Below are 19,084 nucleotides of genomic sequence, written 5' to 3' on the forward strand. Positions count from 1 at the left end.
CAAAACTTACTTCGTAAGCACCAACTTTTAACATTTTATATAGCAAAAAAACGCAAAAAACTCCCGTCCATCATGGGACGAGAGTTGGAACTCACGCGGTACCACCCAAATTTCGATCACGAATGTATCGGATGGACCGATCACACGTGAAAGCTTCGTGTGCCGCCTTCCTGGCGGCAATCACCGTTAACGCCGGCTTTGCGCCGCTCCCTTACTCAGCAATCACACATGCTGAAGCTTGAAAGCGGATCCTCCCGGACCATTTTCCAATAGTGTCCCCTACCGGCTCTCAGCGTCAATCCCGGCTCTCTGCTAAGGGCTATCCATTGTACTTATCCATTCCTCGGATATATGGATGCATCTATGACAAAATATACCGAAATAACACCCTCTCTGTCAAGGTGCATCTGTATAGTCTGGATTTATTGGCGGTACCGGATCGTAACCTCCAGGGTTAAAAGGATGACAACGTGTAATACGCTTCGCTGCCAGCCAGGAGCCTCTCGCCGCGCCATGCTTTTCAATCGCTTCCAGCGCATACATGGAGCAGGTCGGATAGAAGCGGCACGAAGGAGGCGTCATAGGCGAAATAACTTTTCGATAAAAATGAATCGGTGCCTGTGCCACCTTCCGCATCACTCGATGTGGGCTCATTACAGTTCGCTCGCAGCCGGCTCATCCTGCACGCATTCCTTACAGTAACCGAACACCTCGAATTTGTGCTTCACGACCCGGAAGTCCTCAGGTACAATAGTTTGCTCCATCGGACAAAATGTAATAGGATACGTCCTGCCGCACTGTAAACAAATCATGTGGTGGTGATGATCATGCTCTCTGCAATGCAGCTTGAACTTGCCGCCATCCTCAAAAATAACCTGCTCCAGGACGCCAAGCTCCTCCATTACCCGCAAGTTGCGGTATACCGTATCAAAGCTTAGCCCCGTATACGATCTCCCCATATATTCATAAACTTCCTTCGGAGCAAGGTACCCCTGCGTTTCTGCAAACAGCTTCGCAAGCGTCTTTCTTTGATCCGTTATTCGCAGTCCTTGACTAGACATCCGTCGTATTATTTCTTCTATCGTATGCAATTTGCCGAACCCCCGAACATAAAAGTTTCTATCTTCATAATGACGAAAAAAAAAGCTCTCGTCAATGAGAGCCTCCTAACCGTTCAATCTCATATTGATCATTAAGCTGGCTGCCATTGCCAGAAAAAACAAGATACTTAGGCCGCCTACAAGCTTTCGGCGCCGATCTAGACGGGCTATAAGCTCAGGATCGTTCGATTGCCTCTTCGTTTCCGTATATGAACGCTGCATAAATAAATAAGCAATCATTGAAACGACAAACAGTATATTTATGAGAAACCAAATGAATGTCCAGAACAAGCAAATTCCTCCGGTCGTGATTAGCTATAGAGCTGAGCTGTTATAGAAACCACTTGTTTAGTATAAACATGAAAGCTCCGAAGCTGACAACCGCCCCGCCGAAGCAAAACCAGCCCGCACGGAACTTTTGTTGAAACATGCGTAAAATTCCGAAGCTTAACAAACCAAAAATAAGCAACAAAAAAACGATACCAAGTATAAATAACGAAGCAGAAACACTGCTTACATCGACTAGCGACACCGAATACACTCCCTTTTTTGCTAATATGTATACGTTCATTAGACATTATAAGGGATAGAACAATCATTAGCCAGCTGCAAACCCTGTCGATTTCGTGACAAAAAGAGCGCGCATCCTGCTGACACGTGCCCTCTCGAACCACCGGAGCCTCAGCTACCAGCGCAATATAGCTTCATGATAAGAGCGATTGACCGGCCGCTTCTGAAGCTTTGTCGGATGACAAGAATATGTACCGATTACCGAATCAAGAACTTACGTTCCACCATTCTTAATTTATAAAGGATGATCTTCAATAGATCATCCGCCATTTATATCAACCAGACAATCTTGTTTCAAGTTAAAAATTTCGGTTATTAAATAGCATTTATGAAAAGCTAGCTTCGATGAAAAGAGCGATTTGAAAAAGGTGCAGTTATTTCTGAATGAATTTTTTGATTAAGAGGGACAGAGAAGGACCGTTCATATAAACGGTCCTCTCTTTGCATTCATTCGATTGGCCTAACCAGGTTTGTCTCGCTCTATATTTATCGCCATTTAGCGTATGGTGTAATGAATCGGGAAACTTGACGACGAGGTGAAAGATTAATCGAAATATATTGGTATCCTGCCATAATCAGTCAATAATCAGTTCATCTCGGAAATTTGATTGTCACTTCTTGATAGTAATCATCGACCGCTTGTTTTCGTAAATGCAGCTGCAAAATCCCATTTTTAAACACAGCTCTGCAGCTCTCCGGAACGACATAAGACGTCAGCTTAATAATCTTCCTGGAGGTTTCCGGAAACCCTTCCAGTTTGATTCTGTTTGCACTTGTAAACACAGTAACATTCCTGACTTCTTTTTCGGAAAGATGCAATTTGACGACGACATTATTGTGGGTTTCAAAAATTTCCATTTGATGATTCTTAGTATGGGAAGAAATGTTAAGCGGTTTCGGTAAAAACTGCGTCATGGCATCCTGAACATATTTTTCAACCCAAGTCAAGTCGTCTATTTTGTCTTGGAGGTTAAAAGGAAATTCACTGCCCATAAGCTGCCTGAAGTTTTTCCAATCAAAGTCTCCCTTTGGCATATCTTTTTTCGAATCGCCCATAACTTACCACCTCTATGCCATTATATGTTGTCATAGGTTGCTTTTTTCACAGGCTTCAATGGAATATGCGGACTGAAAATCAACGAATCTGCCGGTGTATCGAAGTAGGAGGAACTAGTAATCGACTCCGTATCCCCAATCAATACAACAGATGAGCTGCCCACACCTTTAATCTCCAAATTTCCTATCTTAATGCTCTTGTTCACAATCGTCATTTTCATCATCCGTCCCCCTCTCGCAGGTCTATCGTGAAACGGTATCTGTTGACCCGCGTTCTTTATATAATCTATGCAGCTCCCAGAGATGAATGAATACTTAGAAATACAACATCATAGGATACACTATAGGAGTCGTCACTATCCGAGGTGCGATTGATCGATCAAGATCTGGAATCCAGGCATATAAAAAGGGTGTCGTTGCATGCCGGCCATTGTTGGAGCAATTAGTGTGAACACTGTCAGTGGAGTCTTCAATATAGGCGATGTCGGAACCATTGCGCCATGCAGCTTTAACAAAACGTTTGCCGGCGGCGGTTCCTTCAATTCCGGCGATATCTTAAACATCAGTAATTCACCTAGCGTTATCAATATCTATGGCTCCGATGCGTATGAGCAGAACATCATTGTACCGGAATCTGACGGATTAGTTCAGGAGGACAAACAATCATGAATCTATTCGTACACCAGAATATTGTCATTCATAGTCTGAAGGTTGAGGGAATATCGAATTCCTCGGTTCTCCAAATCGGGAGCGCGGGCATGATAAAACCGTTGTCGCAGCTGTTTAATACAGGAGGTTTTACCGAGCCTGCACCGCCAGCGGGACAATCGCCGGAAGCTGTAACTCCCTCACCTATACCGTTTATACCTCTTGCACCTCTATCCCTACCGGCTACCTAAGTTTTAATGTGATATCCAGGAGAGGTTGATTCGTATGTATATGCCCCCGGAAATGTTGCGTTTTTTGCAGCAGTTGAACGGTTACTTGCATTACCAAAATCAACAAATCCAACAAATGGATGCAAAGATTCAAGAGCTTATGCAGGAATTCAACCAGTTTAAAGATAGATATAAAGAGCCGCCCGTTATTCGGAATGAATACCGGTTTGATTTGTTAAAAGTAGAAAAATTAGAGGGAACGTTAAACATTGGCATCAATCCGAACGGATCGGATTCGTCCATAGAAGAATTCGCCGTCGGACAATCATTGGACGTACCGCCATTAATCGAAAAACAGCACCCTCATCTCTATCCGGGTATTCAACAGCAAGTTGACGATTATTTAAACAATGGCGCTTACGATTCACTCAAAGGTTTAGAAAATCAATATAACCACCCGCTTGACGATCAATATCGCAAGTTTATTGTGGATGACGTAAAAAAACAAATTGATAAACGTATCCGCGAATATTTGAAACGTATCCATCCAGAAGAAGCGAGAGCCGAACAAGTACCATACATACAACAATCGGTCTTTGAAAATGTAAAACGAGATATCGAAAAAACATTTGAGACCTTTATGACTAATTTACTCCGAAAGGAGAATCAATCATCAGATGGAATATAACGTCATCAATGGCGAACTTGAGGTTACTCTGCTTAAAGTGACTTATGTGAGCACTTCATCCACCGTAATGGTAGGGGAAATTAAAGCGATTTCTTTGTTTAGCGCCTTTGAAGGTCCGCCTGAAGAGTTGATTGTCGGTGTTACGATTCCGACTCTCCCTTCAGTTATTCCTGCTGACGAGTAAAGGAGGGGTTTGCTTGTGACCAATAGAGTCTCATCCGTCGGACATATCCAAGTTACTGATTCCGGATCAACCACAACCCTTGAGATTGGGGATTCAGAATATATTACACCGCTTAATCATATCATTGCCGTACAACGCGAGAAAGCTGTTTTTTTTCAAAATGAATTTAATTTTCGCGATTACGCTATTTTTTTTCGGCCGATTTCCCAAACGGTTCTAAATGAAGATATCAGGATGACAACGACTAATAAATGCTCGGTGATTAGCGTACTAAAAATCGATATTTTCGCTATTTCAGTCTCCGGCGTTGTCCATATCGGATCGAGTGAAACCTTGAGAGCCGAATCACGCATTAAAAATATCCGACATCTACTGAGAGAAAGACCCCCAATGCTGTGATTTTCATATTCTGGCCCAAATGTGCATAGCATGTGTATGATGCCATTTGCCCCTAAGGGGAGGATTTCCAATGCCATCCCTCGTTAATTCAGTAAATATTAACAACAATTCAGGAACGATTAACTTTGGAGACGCATTAAATATTTCCCCGAAAAGCGCATCCAAAACGGTTTCCGGCCAAGGCGGCTCAAATACGGGAAACGTGGTTATAACACTGAACGGGGGTAATCTAAACAATACGATTGATCCTGATGTCATTGATGAACCGATTGCAGGAAATGCATAAGTCAGGCAGTGATGCCGGGCAATTGTCTGTAAGCAGACTTTTCTGACGTCTATATAGCGAACGAATCTGAACCTTCAATACCCACTACAAGGTGAGATGTGGAAATTCGTTTAATACGTTGTTTTTGTAAGGCTGATTGCTTAAACTTCATAGTAAGAGCGCCTCCTTGATGGTTTTGGGTTATAAATCCGTTGACAAACCATTATACCGAGGCGCTCTTTTTTTTTGTTAAAGGCCATTTCTTAGGCCCTACAGGAATGTTTAGTTGTACGGACTACCATATACTCTTGACGGTAGCCTGCAATCATTAGAATCTCATTTCTCGTTAGTTTGTTGAGCTAAAATATACAGATAAAATCCCCACTAAAATTTGTTTGAGCTTTTTGCATAATTCCATATTTGACTTAAAGACAGAAGAATCAGGAGCATCTAGGGCTGCTACGCGGGCTCGATTCTAAAAATGAACAGACCTTCAGAATTTCAGCGTTCGCAACATTTTAAGCTGTTGCTTGGTGCTTTACTGAAGCAGCGGAAAGCGCGGAAACAAGCAGTACGATGGTATTCAGATAGCGGTGAATCGTTACTTTCTGAATGCCCCAAACATGCATGTCATCTGCTGCCAGATAGGTCTTCAATCTGGAGTTACATCGTTCCACGCTGGTACGTTCGTTGTAAAGCTCCTTCCAGCACTTTGTATCCCGATGCGGACTGCAATATCGCCGTGGATCATCCTTTGCATCTACTTTGACGACCATGCCGTAGTTGGAAGATGAATAAGCAGCCATGACTAATTGACACTCCACTTTGCCAGTAGTATGCGGACAACGAAATTTCAGGTAATCGCCATCAGCGCCCATTAGGTCATCGCGAATCCCATTGAGCAGCAAGGCCTTCCGTTAGTAGTCAATCCAGCGGGAGGTTCTCTTTCTCCGAGACAGGAAGATCATATGACCGCCGGGGACTTTTTTTTGAATCGTATAACTTTTACTCCCGTCCGCTTCCCGTACTGGTCGATCCCGATTACGATAACGGACAGGTTATTCGGCTTAATCGTACCAATTGTGCGCCTTATATTACCGTCGGATCTATTAGCGTGATTGCAGCGAGCTCCGCCAGCGTGCAAGCAGGTAACGGCAAGCGCTACACAGCCGACTCCCGAATCATGAATATAAGACAATTTGCCCGGCCGCGGCCTGTTCTGCCAGTTGGCTGTTAATCAGGTAAATTGACATTCAAGGCACATGTACTTCGGGATAATCAGCTGTTCTATATAGGCATTCACATAAATGCTAACATGCCGGTACAAACGTCCAGTACACTCCTTTGGTTCAAGCATACAATAACAATGTGATCTGAATCATCACAATAAATCATATCAAACAGGAGGTATGAACCATGGGATACCCTGTAGCAGGCGTAGGTGCCGGTTGCGCACCGGTATGTGGAAGCATCTGGACTAGTACGGGCGTTATTCTTGTCCTCTTTATTTTGCTGGTAATCATTCTGCGCTCTGGCATTTTTTAAGTCATAGCCCAGACTTTTGAGCTAACGGGGGTCTACATGCCCCCGTCCACTCCATCAGCAGATAATTCGGAAACAACATCATATTGAAACTTAGAGAGCTGTCCCTTTGATCGTTGATCAGGGGCGGCTCTTTTACGGTGAAGCCGCATATATATAAAGAAATGACTTATGTAAAGGATGAAGGCATTCTATGGATATGAAACGGATACGTACAAGAATAGATAGCTTAGCAGCCGAGCTGCTTCAGCAGCAATCGCCTGACGGCGCTTGGCGAATGTGCTTAGACTCAGGAACAATGACGGACTGCTACTATATCATATTGCTCCGTCTGCTCGGTCGAAGGGATGAACAATTGATTCACATGCTCGCAGCGCGCATTGCTTCCAAGCAGCTTGATAACGGGGCATGGAAGATTTATCCTGACGAATCTGAGGGTAATTTGGACGCAACTGCTGAAGCATGCTTCGCGTTACTTTATTCCGGTTACTACCATGAATCAAATCCTCGCATCATACGTGCAAAACAATTTATTCTATCGCGCGGGGGCTTATCCGAGGTACGATCATTGCTGACACAAGTCATTTTTTGTGCAACCGGCCAGGCCGAGTGGCCTCTCTTACTGCGGATTCCGGTAGATGCCTTCTTCTCTGATCACGGAATTGGTCTGGATCTGTTCTCCCTCTCCGGTCATGCCCGCGTTCACCTTGTTCCGACTCTAATCATGTCGAACAAACAATTTGTACGCAGAACCTTTACAATGCCGGACTTATCCGGCCTTTTTCCGGGCGGCTCGTATAAGTTCACGAACGATTCAACATGGATATCAGCTTTGAGCGGTTTTCTCGGCTCCTTGCCATTAACAAGCTTACTGCCATCCAGCTCTCCGTCGGCCTTTAAGCAAGCCGAAATATTTTTGTTAGAGCGAGTCGAGCCGAATGGTACGTTACTTACGTATTCCACTGCCACAATACTTATGATATTGGCGCTTTTGGCACTGGACTACCCAGCCGAATCACCGACAATAACCCGATTGTTGCTTGGTATCCGCTCACTTCTATGCAGGGACAGACCCCATCTTCAAATCGCATCGTCTGAAATTTGGGACACGGCAATGCTTTGCTATGCGCTGCGCGAGGCAGGTATCTCTCCGGGCTACCCGGCCCTGGAGCAAGCAGGCTCTTATTTGTTAAATAGACAACAAAGTCGCTTCGGAGACTGGGCAATACGCTTGCCTGACATTCCTCCGGGCGGCTGGGGCTTCTCCGATGTGAATACGATCTATCCCGACGTAGATTGCAGCGCAGCTGCATTACGAGCCATTCGTCCTTATATCTCGCGATCCAATGTTTTATTTTCTAATTGGCAAAGAGGGTTAAATTGGGTTTTTGCGATGAGAAATGATGATGGTGGATGGCCTGCGTTTGAAAGGAAAGGTACTTCGCTGCCAGCTAGCTTCTTTACCTATGAAGGCTCGGAAGACATCTCGACGGATCCTTCAACGGTTGACTTATCGAGCCGAGTGCTGATTTTCCTCGGGAAAGAGCTCGACATGACGATAGGACACCAATGGATCGACGACTCCGTTCAGTGGCTGTTATCGCAGCAGACGAGCAATGGCAGCTGGTACGGACGGTGGGGCATCGCTTACATTCATGGCACTGGTGCAGCGGTCCAAGGGATGACGGCTGTCGGTGTCAGAGCAGACCACCCTGCAATAATCAAGGCGGTTAAATGGCTGCTGGACATTCAAAATGACGACGGTGGCTGGGGTGAATCGTGCTTAAGCGATAAAGTGAAGCGGTATGTGCCATTGCATGCAAGCACTCCCTCGCAAACAGCCTGGGCGCTTGATGCTCTAACCGCGGCATCCCCGAAGCCGATACCAGAGCTGGAGAAAGGTGTAGAAGCACTGCTTCAATCGCTTGAGCGCAGGGATTGGACGTATACATACCCGACAGGTGCCGGTCTGCCAGGCAGCGTATACGTCCATTATCCGAGCAATAACTACATCTGGCCGCTGCTCACTTTATCCGCTATCGTTAAGAAATACGGTTCTTGAAAGGAAAAAAAGAAAAAACAGCCATCATGCCCGGCTGTTTTTTTTGTTGCAGCTATACCCACTTTTGCTGGAAAGCCGCAATATTAGCGTACTCTTCTGTCAGTAAACGAGAAACACGAATGTAAATACGCATCAGCTCGGAATAAACCTCCGCATTTCTTTTGTTCGGCAAATGGAAGTGCGAACCGCCTACCATCTCAGAAACAACATGAAGCGATTCGACCTCTCCCAGACTGTACAGTCCAAGAATAACGGCACCGAGACAAGAGCTTTCAATACTTTCCGGCACATGCAGCTCCTGATCGAAAATGTCGGCCATCATCTGACGCCATAGCTCTGATCTGGCAAATCCGCCCGTTGCTTGAATTTTCGTCGGCTTACCGGTCAATTCCTCGAGCGCCATCAACACGGTATACAAGTTATAAATAACACCCTCCAGAGCAGCCCGTATGAGATGCTCCTTCTTATGGTGTAAGCCTAGTCCAAAATAAGAGCCTCTAGCATTAGCATCCCATAATGGAGCCCGTTCACCCGATAAATAGGGATGAAAAATCAGCCCGTCCGAGCCTGGCTTCACTTTAGCGGCTAATTCCGTAAGGAGCTCGTAAGGATCTATTCCAAGCTGCTTCGCCGAAGCGATCTCTGCCGTGCCGATCTGATCACGAACCCACCTGAATATCATACCGCCATTGTTGACTGGACCGCCGATAACCCAGTGGTTCTCCGTCAGCGCATAACAGAAAATTCTGCCCTTCGGATCCGTAACCGGCTTATCTGTTACCGCTCGAATTGCCCCGCTTGTACCAATCGTAACGGCGACGACACCCGGTTCTATCGCATTTACACCAAGATTGGACAATACGCCATCACTCGCCCCTACGATAAAAGGAGTGGATGCAAGCAAGTTCATTTGCTTCGCATAGCCCTCATCCAGACCATCCAGCCTGTACGTAGTCGGAACGAGCTCGGATAGCCTGTCTGCCGTAACCCCGGCAATCCTAAGCGCTTCATCGTCCCACTGCAGCTGCTTCAAGTTAAACATACCCGTCGCTGACGCAATGGAGTAATCAATGACATAACGTCCGAACAGCTTAAAGAACACATATTCTTTAATGGAAATAAATTTATAAGTGCTGTCAAACAGCTCCTTCTGATCGTGACGAAGCCAAGTCAGCTTGGATAAAGGCGACATCGGGTGGATTGGCGTTCCGGTACGCAAATAGATTTCATGCCCATTCCACTCGTTTTTTATTTTATTCGTCCATTCCATGCTGCGGTTGTCAGCCCAAGTAATGCATTTTGTCAGCGGTGCACCATGCTTATCTACCGCAATAACACTGTGCATCGCCGAACTGAAGGACACGCACAAAATATCGTTAGGCTGAACATTGCTCTTCGCTATCGCCTCTCCGATCGTTCCAAGGACCGCGTTAAAAATTTCATCCGGATCCTGTTCGGCTATTGCAGGTGAGGGCGAGTGCAACGGGTATTCAATGCCATGACTTGCAACAATTGCCCCTTTAACCGTAAAGAGCACCGACTTCGTGCTCGTCGTGCCAATATCGACACCAATCACATATTTCTTACTCATTCTAGAACCTCCAATCTACTACTCATACAATAACGTTGTTCCATCGTATTTTCAAATAGAATGATTACGAGCTTACGACGCTATGACCGCCGAATTCATTGCGAAGCGCTGCAACTACCTTACCGGAGAATGTATCCTCCTCTAGGGAGCGGTATCTCATCAAAAGAGACAATGCGATAACAGGAGTAGCTGTCTGCAGGTCCAAAGCAGTCTCCAGCGTCCATTTCCCTTCACCCGAGGAATGCATAATGCCTTTCAGGCCTTCGAGACGGGCATCCTTCGAAAATGCATTTTCCGTTAATTCCATCAGCCATGACCGGATAACAGAACCGTTATTCCATACGCGGGCAACCTTCTCATAATCGAAATCGAACGAGCTTTTTTCCAACAGTTCGAAGCCTTCAGCAATGGCCTGCATCATGCCGTACTCGACACCGTTATGGACCATCTTCAAAAAATGGCCGCTGCCGCTCTCTCCTGCATGCAAATACCCGTTGTCGACGCAAATATCACGAAACAGCTGTTCTACCGAATCAAAAGCTTCTTTATTACCGCCAATCATCGTGCAAGCGCCCTCTCTCGCCCCTGACGTACCTCCGCTCGTACCAACATCCAAATAGTGGACGCCCTGCGCTGCAAGCGTCCCTGCTCGTCTAATCGTATCCTTATAATTCGAGTTTCCTCCATCAATTAAAATATCTCCGGCCTCGAGCCAAGCGCTCACTTGCCGTATAACGTCTTCCGTCAAATCGCCAGCCGGCACCATCATCCAGATCACCCGCGGAGCCTGCAGTGTCTGTACCAGCTGCTGCAGTGAAGCTGTTTCAATGGCTCCCTCTTCTGCTGCTTTTTTTACTGCAGATATATTCACATCGAATACAACCGCTTCATGCCCGTGCTCCAATAAATTAAGCGTAAGATTGTAACCCATTTTACCTAAACCAATAATACCAATCTGCATAATTATACAACTCCTTATTAATTTGTGGAAAATCATGCTGGCTTCGTAAGCAAGCACATAAGAAAAATAGGATCAATTACCCTTTTATGTTATACTTCTCATGATATAAGCCGCGACGCGAAGGGGAACCGACTGACATGGTGCAAAATATGTTCGGAAAAATTCGTTCTTATCAATCAAGATTCAGCGAAAAGGAAAAGAAAATCGCTAACTATATATTAAATAATCCTGAAAAAATCATTCATAGCACGATTAACGAAGTCGCGGACGATTTAAATGTCGCCGAAGCCACTGTATTTCGTTTCTGCAAGCATATCGGTTATAAAGGCTATCAAGCGATGAAAATTGCTCTCGCCTCGGAAATCATGACGCCTATCCAGCAAATTTACGAAGAAATAAATGAGAATGATGATGAAAAAACGATTGCCGAGAAAGTATTTAAATCCAACATCCGAACGCTGGAAAATACGTTTCAAATTTTGGACGGTAATGCATTTGGCAAAGCGGTATCTCTCATTGCCGGTGCGAATCGCGTACACTTTTACGGAATCGGCGGCTCCGGCGTCATAGCGATGGATGCTTTCCATAAGTTCATACGGTCTGGAAAACAAGCATTTGCGTTTACCGATGCCCACTTCCAGCTGATGTCTGCGGCACAGCTGACGAAGGATGATGTCGCTGTCGTCATCTCGCACTCGGGTACGAATAAAGATACGATTCGTATCATCCAGACAGCAGGTGATAACGGTGCAAAAACGATTGCGATAACCGGGTTTCCAAAATCACCGATTAGTCAGCATGCCGATGTCTCTTTGCATACAAGCTCTGACGAAACGGAATATCGCTCTGAAGCTCTCGCATCACGGATCGGACAGCTAAGTTTAATTGACGCGCTTTACGTGAATGTCATGATTGCAAATAAAGAAAAAGCCAAAAAGTCGCTTGAGAAAGTGCGCGAGGCCATATCCGAAACCCGCATTTAACAGGTGAATAGCTCTACAGTAGAAAGGTGCACCATGACTGTAACGTCAAAGGTTCACCTTTGTCTTTTTAAAATATAAGAAAGTATAAATTTGAACATTATACGATTCTTATATTTTCACCGCGAAACGAGCTTTGCCGCCAAGGAACGCGCAAGCCGATTACGCTTGTCTGCTAAACAAAAACATCGAGCGCAAGAATAAGCAAAAGTGCTGTAACCGAAATAATGGTTTCGAGCGCCGTCCACGTAAGCAGCGTCTCCTTCACCGACATGCCGAAGTACTCTTTGATCATCCAGAAGCCCGAATCGTTCACGTGGGACAAGATAAGCGATCCCGCTCCGGTTGCAAGAACGAGCAGTTCTAAGTTCGCTCCCGGTACAACCGTTGCGATTGGAGCAACAATTCCAGCCGCTGTCATCATCGATACGGTGGCCGAGCCGGTCGCAACTCGTATCAATGCCGCGATTCCCCAACCTAAGAGGATAGGCGATACGTTAGATGAAGTCGCTAACTCAGCAATGTACTCGCCTATGCCTGAATCAAGCAATACGCGGTTGAAAGCTCCGCCTGCTCCAATAACGAGAAGAATCGTAGCGGTCGGAGCTAGACAGTCATTCGTGTATTTTAAAACCTTTTCCCTGCTCAAGCCGCGGAAAAAACCTAAACTGAAGAACGAGTAGATTGTAGCGATTAACAATGCTGTTACAGGATCGCCTATGAAGCGAAGTGCCGAATAAAGCGAGCTCTCTCTGTCTAGAAACAGCTCGGCAATCGATGCTATCAGCATCAAAAGGACCGGTACAAGAACGGTGAATACCGTGTTAAAGAAACCCGGCAATTGCTTAGTTTCCACATTTTCAGCAAGCTGATCTCCGATTTCCTTCGGTACCGGTTTATGGATTCGTTTACCGATCCATTGACCGTACACAGGTCCAGCCAATATAGCGGTTGGAAGTCCAACGATTAAAGCGTACAAAATGGTCAAACCGACATCTGCATTAAAAATACCAACTGCAGCCATTGCTGCAGGATGCGGCGGTACAAGGCCGTGCACGACAGAAAGTCCTGCTACGAGCGGTACTCCAATCTTCACAAGAGATACACCCGTTTGTCGGGCAATTGTAAAAACCAAAGGAATCAATAACACGAAACCGACTTGGAAAAACACGGGGATACCGACAATAAATGCGACAAACATCATTGCCCAGTGAACATTTTTTTCACCGAACCGTTTAATGAGCGTTTGAGCGATCCTTTCGGCGCCGCCCGATTCCGCCATCATTTTACCGAGCATCGTGCCTAGAGCAAGTACAATTGCCAGGAAGCCTAATGTGTTGCCCATGCCTGTTTTAATGGAATCAATGATACCTGTTCCGCCGGTTTCTGTTGTAAAAAGCGGCATCCCGGTTGCTAGGCCGACTCCAATTGCCGTAACAATGAGGGAGACGAACGGATTTAGCTTGGCCACTGTAATGAGTAGCAATAGTACTACGATAGCGGCCAGAACGATAAGTAATAACATGGTGGGCCCTCCAATTGTCATGAAAGCGTTTGTGCAAGCTTTTCAATTATATGAAAAAATATTTCTTAATTCAATATGTTTTATCGAAAAATATTTTATTTTTCTTGCGATGAATCTATTGGAAGTATGATCATTATTTTGAAAAATAATGCACCCTGGTTATACTAATCCCATAAAAAAGGCAGCCTAGAACATAAAGTTCTAGACTGCCTTTGATCCCTTTTTAGCTGCTTCTTAGGTTGGTTCAGTGGTTGGTTCAGTGATTGGTTCAGTGATTGGCTGCGGGGCTTTTTTGCCGAAAGTCAACAAGTACAAGAGCGTGCTTCCTACGACAACCAAGCTTAATATCAGAAATAGATTGCCATACATGTATGCATTCGTGTCAGCAATGAAGGGATGGAACGGGAAATCGAACAGCTTCTTCTCCATCGCTTTGGCTACTAATGCTGTTACAACCGCCCCGGAAATAGTCGATATCATATTGAAAAGGCCCATACCGACACCGATCTGGTGAACGGGCAATATGTACGTTACACTTTCCGTTAATGCCGTCTGCACAAAGGAAAATCCGATGTACATCATAATGAGGGCAACCCCGATATACCAAACCCATAGTCCGATGGATGAGGATTGCAGTAAAAGGCTAACTGAGATTAAAGCCAGCCCCACGTATACGACAAAATGACTTCCGCGTTTGACCGTCATATTGCCGGCAACTCTACCGAATATGACCGCGCTAATGGCTCCCGGAAACATAATAAGACCGATATTCTCCGTGTTCAGACCGTAGATTTCACTTAACATGAGTGGGATTACAAACATTACAGACATCACGGTGCCGAATATTAGGAAACCGATGATTAGAGCGCTTCGGTATAAGGGATTGGTGAAGAGAGCGGGATCGACAAAAGGCTCCTTCGCCCGGCGAATATGAACGATAAATAGGGCAAGTGCTACTATGAATGTGAGCAAATAAAGCCAGTGATTTTCAGTCGTAAACAGAATCACCATCGACACGGCAACGCCCAGCAGCACCGCCCCAATCAAATCTAACGTGCCGGCTCCACGTTCTTCCTTCGGCAGTAGCTTTTGGAAAAACGGAATGGCGATGAGTACGGGAAGCGGAATAAGAAACAAATAGGCCCAGTGGAAAGATCCTGCGATATAACCGCCGAGTACCGGACCGATTCCAATCGCGAAAGAAACGGTTGACGTTATGATACCGAACATTTTCCCTCGTTCTTCTTTTGTAAAAAATCGGGCAACCATGACAAAGACCAATGCCGGAATGGCTGACCCGCCAGCCCCTTGAATAGCCCTGGATAAAATGACTGCGATGTACCAATTTTGCAATACAAAGCCCAAAATTGACCCCAGGCTGTAAAGGACAATACCGATAGTAATCAGCTTTTTGACGCTGTACATATCGGAAAGTTTGCCAAAAATGACCATTCCCATGCCAAAGACGATAAAAAAGATCGTAACCACCCAGCTCACACCGGACGCATCCAGCTCGAACTGCTTTGCAATACTCGGTGTGGATACATTGAATACCGATTCATTAAGTACGGCAAAGAAGATGACAAAATAAATCCACGGCACACTTTTTTTTATTTCGGTAGAATCCAATACAGGTTTGGTATTACTCTCCACCATTTTCATTTTCTTTACGCTTCCTCCCTTAGTAAAATCAAGTCTTTCAATATCATATTGACACTTTACCGATTATAGCACACACGTTCGCATATTGCATGAAAAATTTACAATTAAAGTAAACTTAATAAAAAAAAGGACCTCCCAGGTCAGAGACCTTTAGGATAGCCCTTTTCTTCAATCTTACTCCAAACCGGTTAATTGCGCTTTGCTCGCAGCCGCTTATACTTCTCCGCATATTTACTCACGCTGTGCACTACCGTTGCATGCGACCAAGTAAGCGGCGCGACCGATAGCGGTGTGCCGTCAAACGGGTTTAACTGCTCCGGCAGCAATCCGCTTTGCAGCGCATGTTCGGATACCCACTGCAGCGTGCGTCGCGGTCCTTCCAGCTCTTCAAGTGTCTTGGCTGAATCAATCTCAAAGTTGGCCACCCAAAGGGTACAAATGATCCACGGGTTGCCCGGTACTTGATCGATTTCGCCAGACTGCTGGAAGTAATAGTCGTTTGTATAACGAGCTATACCGCCAATGTGGGTTTTAATTTGCAGTCCTTCCTTGATGGCATTCATCGTCTGTATGACACGGTAGTCATCCACAGGAAGTACGCCGAATTCGAGCACCCCGAACAAACTGCTCTCGAGCGTCATATCCTTCACCCAGCGATTGTCCTTTTGAATGAGGCCGCGTGCGAATCGTCCTGCTTCCTCATCCCATAGATGAGTAATGATTCCATGTTTAATCGCTTCTGCCGTGCTTTTGTAATGGTCGCTGCGCTCGTAATCCCCGAACAGCTCTGTGAAGAACGACGCTGCCATGAGACCTCCATAGACCGAAGCAGCGGTATACGTCCATATGCCGTAGCGCTCCTCCCACAAATCGTAGCTCGGCTTCGGCAGTGAAAGCGAATGCTCCATATACTGACTAAGGAATGATGCGGCCTTACGGATTAAATTGCTGTATAACGATTGTGGCAGCTCTATTACCTGATTTCGTGAGTAGTCCTTCCATAATGCAAACAAAACAAGCGCCGTTTCATCCTCCTGAATGGGCAACCGCCTGCTCCCTTGCACAATATAAGGGTGCCAGCTTGAACCAACTGTTCCGTCCGGATTATATTTGTGATACAAGTAGCCCTCCGGTGATAAAGCCTGCGCGCAAAAATTAAAAAACGGCGCAATGACGCTCTGATACCCGGCCATTGACATCGCATCGGCAATAAGTGCTCCATCGCGAGGCCACATATAGCTGTAGTGATCACGGTTATATTGCAAAATATCGGTATCATTAGCTGCCAATATCGCGCCGCGCTCGTCGACCTGCGTCCGTACAAGCAGCAGGCTTTGCTTGAACATTTTCACAACGTCCCGCGGTAAGTCACCAAGATCAGTCTCTGCTCGGCGAAGCCAATGCTTCCAGTAAATAACGACTCGACTTAGCAGTTTCTCCGGGTGATTCTCATGCACATACTGGTTTAATTCCTTCACTTCTTCCAAGTTTTGACCGATGGACATCCAGTAATAAACCGTTTTTTCACTGTCTGGAGGCACGATAGAACGGAAGCTGATTGTACTGTCAACTGAACCCTGGGCAATCGAATTGCCCATCAGTACGCCATCCTCCGCATCTCGCCATGTGCCTTCTGCTGACTGGAATCTTTTTATGCCGGTTGAGTACTGCATAATTCCGCCTTCTTCAGAGAAGCCGTTAAACATGAAGTAATTATTCCTTTTATAATGATAAAGCGTATGATTTTCCGGATAATAAACGGCCGTATCACCGACCTCCGAGCCGTCAATCATCAAATCCTGATGGAAAAACAACCGAACCTCTCTCGTACTATTCATTCTATTACGAATGACGACTCTTTTAATATAGATACATTCCCTTTGATGGATACCGTCGTTCATATACAGCTCAATCCCTAAACCATCATGCTTTGCCGTAATATTGGTGACCAAAGAGTCATCAATATAATCGAGTTCGAATCTCCATTCCGGCTCATCCAACCAGGTGAAAGTGCCTTCCACCCAAACACCTAACCGACAATACTGTCCGCCTACATGATTAAGCTGTCCGACAAACGGATAATAAATGTCACGAATGTAACAATTCTGGTCCAGATTAAGCAGCATTTTTCCGTTACCTATTACAAGATGACGGGCCATGGTTCCTTCTCCTTTCGATGCGCTACAAGTTGTGAGTAAACAGATATATAGGCTTTGGCGGAACGGTTCCAGCTGTAATCTTCTCCGGAGCCATTCTCTACAATCTGCTTCCAAGCTTCTACATTACGATATACAGCAAGCGCTCTTCGTACGGTATACATGTAGTCGTGCGCGTTGTAATTCGTGAAGCTGAAGCCATTTCCTTCGCCAGTATATTCGTTGTAGGCTTGTACCGTGTCCTTAAGACCCCCAGTCTCTCGAACAATCGGCACAGAATGATAGCGCAGGGCAAGAAGCTGGCTGAGACCACAAGGTTCGAATTTCGAAGGCATTGCAAACATGTCCGAGCCTGCATAGATTCGACGTGCCATCCTGTCGTCATAGCCTAACCATACGGCTACTTTAGCCGGGTAACGGTAAGCCGCATCCTTAAAAAAATGCTCATAATGTTGATCTCCAGCACCAAGAATAACGAATTGAACATCCTCTGTAAGCAGCAGCTCATCAAAAGTTGCTGTGATCAAATCAAAGCCTTTTTGTTCGACAAGCCGGGATACGATCCCGATAAGTGGAACCGACTCTGACTGCGGCAAGCCCACCTCGCTCTGCAGCTCCAGTTTATTTATCCGTTTACGGCTCAACGAATCTCGGTACGGTGTGTGAAGTGCCGGATCGTTCATCGGATCGAACAGTTCATCATCAATGCCGTTTACGATTCCGATTAAATCGCCCGAGCGGTATCTAAGCAGGGAATCAAGCCCTTCACCGTAATATTCGGTCTGAATTTCTGAGGCATAGGTACCGCTCACAGTAGTCAGCTTGTCTGCGTATACAAGCCCGCCCTTCATGCAGCTTGCGGCACCGTAAAACTCAAGACTTTCTGCGCGGAACATATCGTCTCCTGCTCCAGTGAGGTCCTTCAGGAGCTCGATCCCGAATAACCCTTGATATTTCAAATTATGAATCGTAAACACCGACTTCGCATCCGCCCATGCAGGGTCGAATGCGTATCTCGTTTTAAGAAGGAACGGAATAAGTCCGGTTTGCCAATCGTGGCAATGAACCAGTTCTGGCTGGAAATCCATGTAACGTACGGACTCCATCACCGCGAAGCAGAAGAAGACGAACCGTTCCGCATCATCTCCGTAGCCGTAGAGCCCTCGTCTCTTAAAATAAAACTCGTTATCGATCAAATAGTAGGTGACTCCGTCCAGCTCAGCCTTAAATAGTCCGCAATATTGTTTACGCCAACTGAATGATACCGTAAATTGAGCGATCTGCTCAAACTGCTGTATGTAAGCAGCCGGTATTTCCTCGTACTTCGGTAGTATGACTCTTGCATCAACGCCTCGCTTATTCAGCGCTTTAGGGAGCGCCCCTGCAACGTCGGCGAGACCGCCCGTCTTCGCAAGCGGTACAGCTTCAGAGGTTGCGAACAAAATGTTCATAGGATTCTCCTTTC

22 protein-coding genes and 1 pseudogene are annotated in these 19,084 nt (G+C 45.8%); 10 read left to right on the forward strand and 13 right to left on the reverse strand.

Annotated elements, in window-relative coordinates:
• Nucleotides 1-396: 396 nt before the first annotated feature.
• From yidD to DFP97_RS04285, 6 genes are all read right to left on the reverse strand, one after another.
• A complete protein-coding gene (gene yidD / locus DFP97_RS04260; protein ID WP_220271127.1) occupies nucleotides 397-636 on the reverse strand; it encodes a membrane protein insertion efficiency factor YidD in 240 nt (79 codons plus the stop codon).
• A 17-nt stretch (nucleotides 637-653) separates the two neighbouring features.
• Entirely contained in the window at nucleotides 654-1,091 is a 438-nt protein-coding gene (locus tag DFP97_RS04265) for a Fur family transcriptional regulator (protein WP_114378727.1), read from the reverse strand.
• A 75-nt stretch (nucleotides 1,092-1,166) separates the two neighbouring features.
• A complete protein-coding gene (locus tag DFP97_RS04270; RefSeq protein ID WP_114378728.1) occupies nucleotides 1,167-1,391 on the reverse strand; it encodes a hypothetical protein in 225 nt (74 codons plus the stop codon).
• 40 nt (nucleotides 1,392-1,431) lie between these two features.
• Nucleotides 1,432-1,632 (reverse strand): hypothetical protein, encoded by a 201-nt coding sequence (locus tag DFP97_RS04275; protein WP_114378729.1) that lies wholly within the window; start codon nucleotides 1,630-1,632, stop codon nucleotides 1,432-1,434.
• A 629-nt stretch (nucleotides 1,633-2,261) separates the two neighbouring features.
• Complete coding sequence (locus DFP97_RS04280) at nucleotides 2,262-2,726, reverse strand: Hsp20/alpha crystallin family protein (protein ID WP_114378730.1); 465 nt, start codon at nucleotides 2,724-2,726, stop codon at nucleotides 2,262-2,264.
• A 20-nt stretch (nucleotides 2,727-2,746) separates the two neighbouring features.
• Complete coding sequence (locus DFP97_RS04285; RefSeq protein ID WP_425453490.1) at nucleotides 2,747-2,950, reverse strand: spore gernimation protein GerPD; 204 nt, start codon at nucleotides 2,948-2,950, stop codon at nucleotides 2,747-2,749.
• A 196-nt stretch (nucleotides 2,951-3,146) separates the two neighbouring features.
• On the opposite strand from DFP97_RS04285, the gene DFP97_RS04290 reads away from it, so the two are divergent.
• The 6 genes from DFP97_RS04290 to DFP97_RS04315 all read left to right on the forward strand — a co-directional run bounded on the left by DFP97_RS04290 (nucleotide 3,147) and on the right by DFP97_RS04315 (nucleotide 5,161).
• The gene (locus DFP97_RS04290; RefSeq protein WP_114378732.1) at nucleotides 3,147-3,395 is read left to right on the forward strand and encodes a spore germination protein; all 249 of its coding nucleotides are present in this window, start codon (nucleotides 3,147-3,149) and stop codon (nucleotides 3,393-3,395) included.
• On the forward strand, nucleotides 3,392-3,625 hold the full coding sequence (locus DFP97_RS04295; protein ID WP_114378733.1) for a spore germination protein GerPB: 234 nt from the start codon (nucleotides 3,392-3,394) through the stop codon (nucleotides 3,623-3,625). The genes DFP97_RS04290 and DFP97_RS04295 overlap by 4 nt, the downstream gene beginning before the upstream one ends.
• 34 nt (nucleotides 3,626-3,659) lie before the next feature.
• Entirely contained in the window at nucleotides 3,660-4,292 is a 633-nt protein-coding gene (gene gerPC, locus DFP97_RS04300; protein WP_114378734.1) for a spore germination protein GerPC, read from the forward strand.
• Nucleotides 4,282-4,476: a spore gernimation protein GerPD gene (locus DFP97_RS04305; RefSeq protein WP_114378735.1), complete on the forward strand. Its 195-nt coding sequence runs from the start codon at nucleotides 4,282-4,284 to the stop codon at nucleotides 4,474-4,476. Before gerPC ends, DFP97_RS04305 begins: the two co-directional genes overlap by 11 nt.
• Nucleotides 4,477-4,491: 15 nt before the next feature.
• Complete coding sequence (locus tag DFP97_RS04310; protein ID WP_181873354.1) at nucleotides 4,492-4,875, forward strand: spore germination protein GerPE; 384 nt, start codon at nucleotides 4,492-4,494, stop codon at nucleotides 4,873-4,875.
• Nucleotides 4,876-4,945: 70 nt separating this feature from the next.
• On the forward strand, nucleotides 4,946-5,161 hold the full coding sequence (locus DFP97_RS04315; protein WP_114378737.1) for a spore germination protein: 216 nt from the start codon (nucleotides 4,946-4,948) through the stop codon (nucleotides 5,159-5,161).
• A 497-nt stretch (nucleotides 5,162-5,658) separates the two neighbouring features.
• On the opposite strand, the pseudogene DFP97_RS32075 reads toward DFP97_RS04315, so the two are convergent.
• Nucleotides 5,659-6,089 (reverse strand): annotated as a pseudogene (locus tag DFP97_RS32075) (transposase); the annotation flags it as partial.
• 165 nt (nucleotides 6,090-6,254) lie between these two features.
• On the opposite strand from DFP97_RS32075, the gene DFP97_RS32210 reads away from it, so the two are divergent.
• The 3 genes from DFP97_RS32210 to DFP97_RS04335 all read left to right on the forward strand — a co-directional run bounded on the left by DFP97_RS32210 (nucleotide 6,255) and on the right by DFP97_RS04335 (nucleotide 8,744).
• Nucleotides 6,255-6,377 (forward strand): hypothetical protein, encoded by a 123-nt coding sequence (locus DFP97_RS32210; RefSeq protein WP_425453491.1) that lies wholly within the window; start codon nucleotides 6,255-6,257, stop codon nucleotides 6,375-6,377.
• Nucleotides 6,378-6,556: 179 nt separating this feature from the next.
• The gene (locus tag DFP97_RS04330) at nucleotides 6,557-6,685 is read left to right on the forward strand and encodes a sporulation protein YjcZ (RefSeq protein ID WP_114378739.1); all 129 of its coding nucleotides are present in this window, start codon (nucleotides 6,557-6,559) and stop codon (nucleotides 6,683-6,685) included.
• A gap of 190 nt (nucleotides 6,686-6,875) precedes the next feature.
• Entirely contained in the window at nucleotides 6,876-8,744 is a 1,869-nt protein-coding gene (locus DFP97_RS04335) for a prenyltransferase/squalene oxidase repeat-containing protein (protein ID WP_245975894.1), read from the forward strand.
• A gap of 52 nt (nucleotides 8,745-8,796) precedes the next feature.
• Here the strand turns inward: DFP97_RS04335 and gntK are convergent, their stop codons facing one another.
• Both gntK and gnd read right to left on the reverse strand, forming a co-directional pair.
• Nucleotides 8,797-10,335, reverse strand: coding sequence for a gluconokinase (gntK, locus tag DFP97_RS04340; protein ID WP_114378740.1), 1,539 nt, complete (start codon nucleotides 10,333-10,335; stop codon nucleotides 8,797-8,799).
• A gap of 64 nt (nucleotides 10,336-10,399) precedes the next feature.
• A complete protein-coding gene (gene gnd, locus DFP97_RS04345) occupies nucleotides 10,400-11,296 on the reverse strand; it encodes a phosphogluconate dehydrogenase (NAD(+)-dependent, decarboxylating) (RefSeq protein WP_114378741.1) in 897 nt (298 codons plus the stop codon).
• Nucleotides 11,297-11,433: 137 nt separating this feature from the next.
• Here gnd and DFP97_RS04350 point away from each other — a divergent pair, with 137 nt between their 5' ends.
• On the forward strand, nucleotides 11,434-12,279 hold the full coding sequence (locus DFP97_RS04350; RefSeq protein ID WP_114378742.1) for a MurR/RpiR family transcriptional regulator: 846 nt from the start codon (nucleotides 11,434-11,436) through the stop codon (nucleotides 12,277-12,279).
• 172 nt (nucleotides 12,280-12,451) lie between these two features.
• Here DFP97_RS04350 and DFP97_RS04355 read toward each other — a convergent pair whose 3' ends face one another.
• The 4 genes from DFP97_RS04355 to glgA all read right to left on the reverse strand — a co-directional run bounded on the left by DFP97_RS04355 (nucleotide 12,452) and on the right by glgA (nucleotide 19,070).
• Nucleotides 12,452-13,801, reverse strand: coding sequence for a GntP family permease (locus tag DFP97_RS04355; protein WP_114378743.1), 1,350 nt, complete (start codon nucleotides 13,799-13,801; stop codon nucleotides 12,452-12,454).
• A 234-nt stretch (nucleotides 13,802-14,035) separates the two neighbouring features.
• A complete protein-coding gene (locus tag DFP97_RS04360) occupies nucleotides 14,036-15,463 on the reverse strand; it encodes an MFS transporter (protein ID WP_114378744.1) in 1,428 nt (475 codons plus the stop codon).
• A 188-nt stretch (nucleotides 15,464-15,651) separates the two neighbouring features.
• Nucleotides 15,652-17,622, reverse strand: coding sequence for a glycoside hydrolase family 15 protein (locus tag DFP97_RS04365; protein ID WP_114378745.1), 1,971 nt, complete (start codon nucleotides 17,620-17,622; stop codon nucleotides 15,652-15,654).
• Complete coding sequence (gene glgA / locus DFP97_RS04370; RefSeq protein ID WP_114378746.1) at nucleotides 17,604-19,070, reverse strand: glycogen synthase GlgA; 1,467 nt, start codon at nucleotides 19,068-19,070, stop codon at nucleotides 17,604-17,606. The genes DFP97_RS04365 and glgA overlap by 19 nt, the downstream gene beginning before the upstream one ends.
• Nucleotides 19,071-19,084 lie beyond the last annotated feature (14 nt).

Origin of the sequence: Paenibacillus prosopidis (genome assembly GCF_003337375.1) — a bacterium.
Lineage (GTDB): Bacteria > Bacillota > Bacilli > Paenibacillales > Paenibacillaceae > Pristimantibacillus > Pristimantibacillus prosopidis.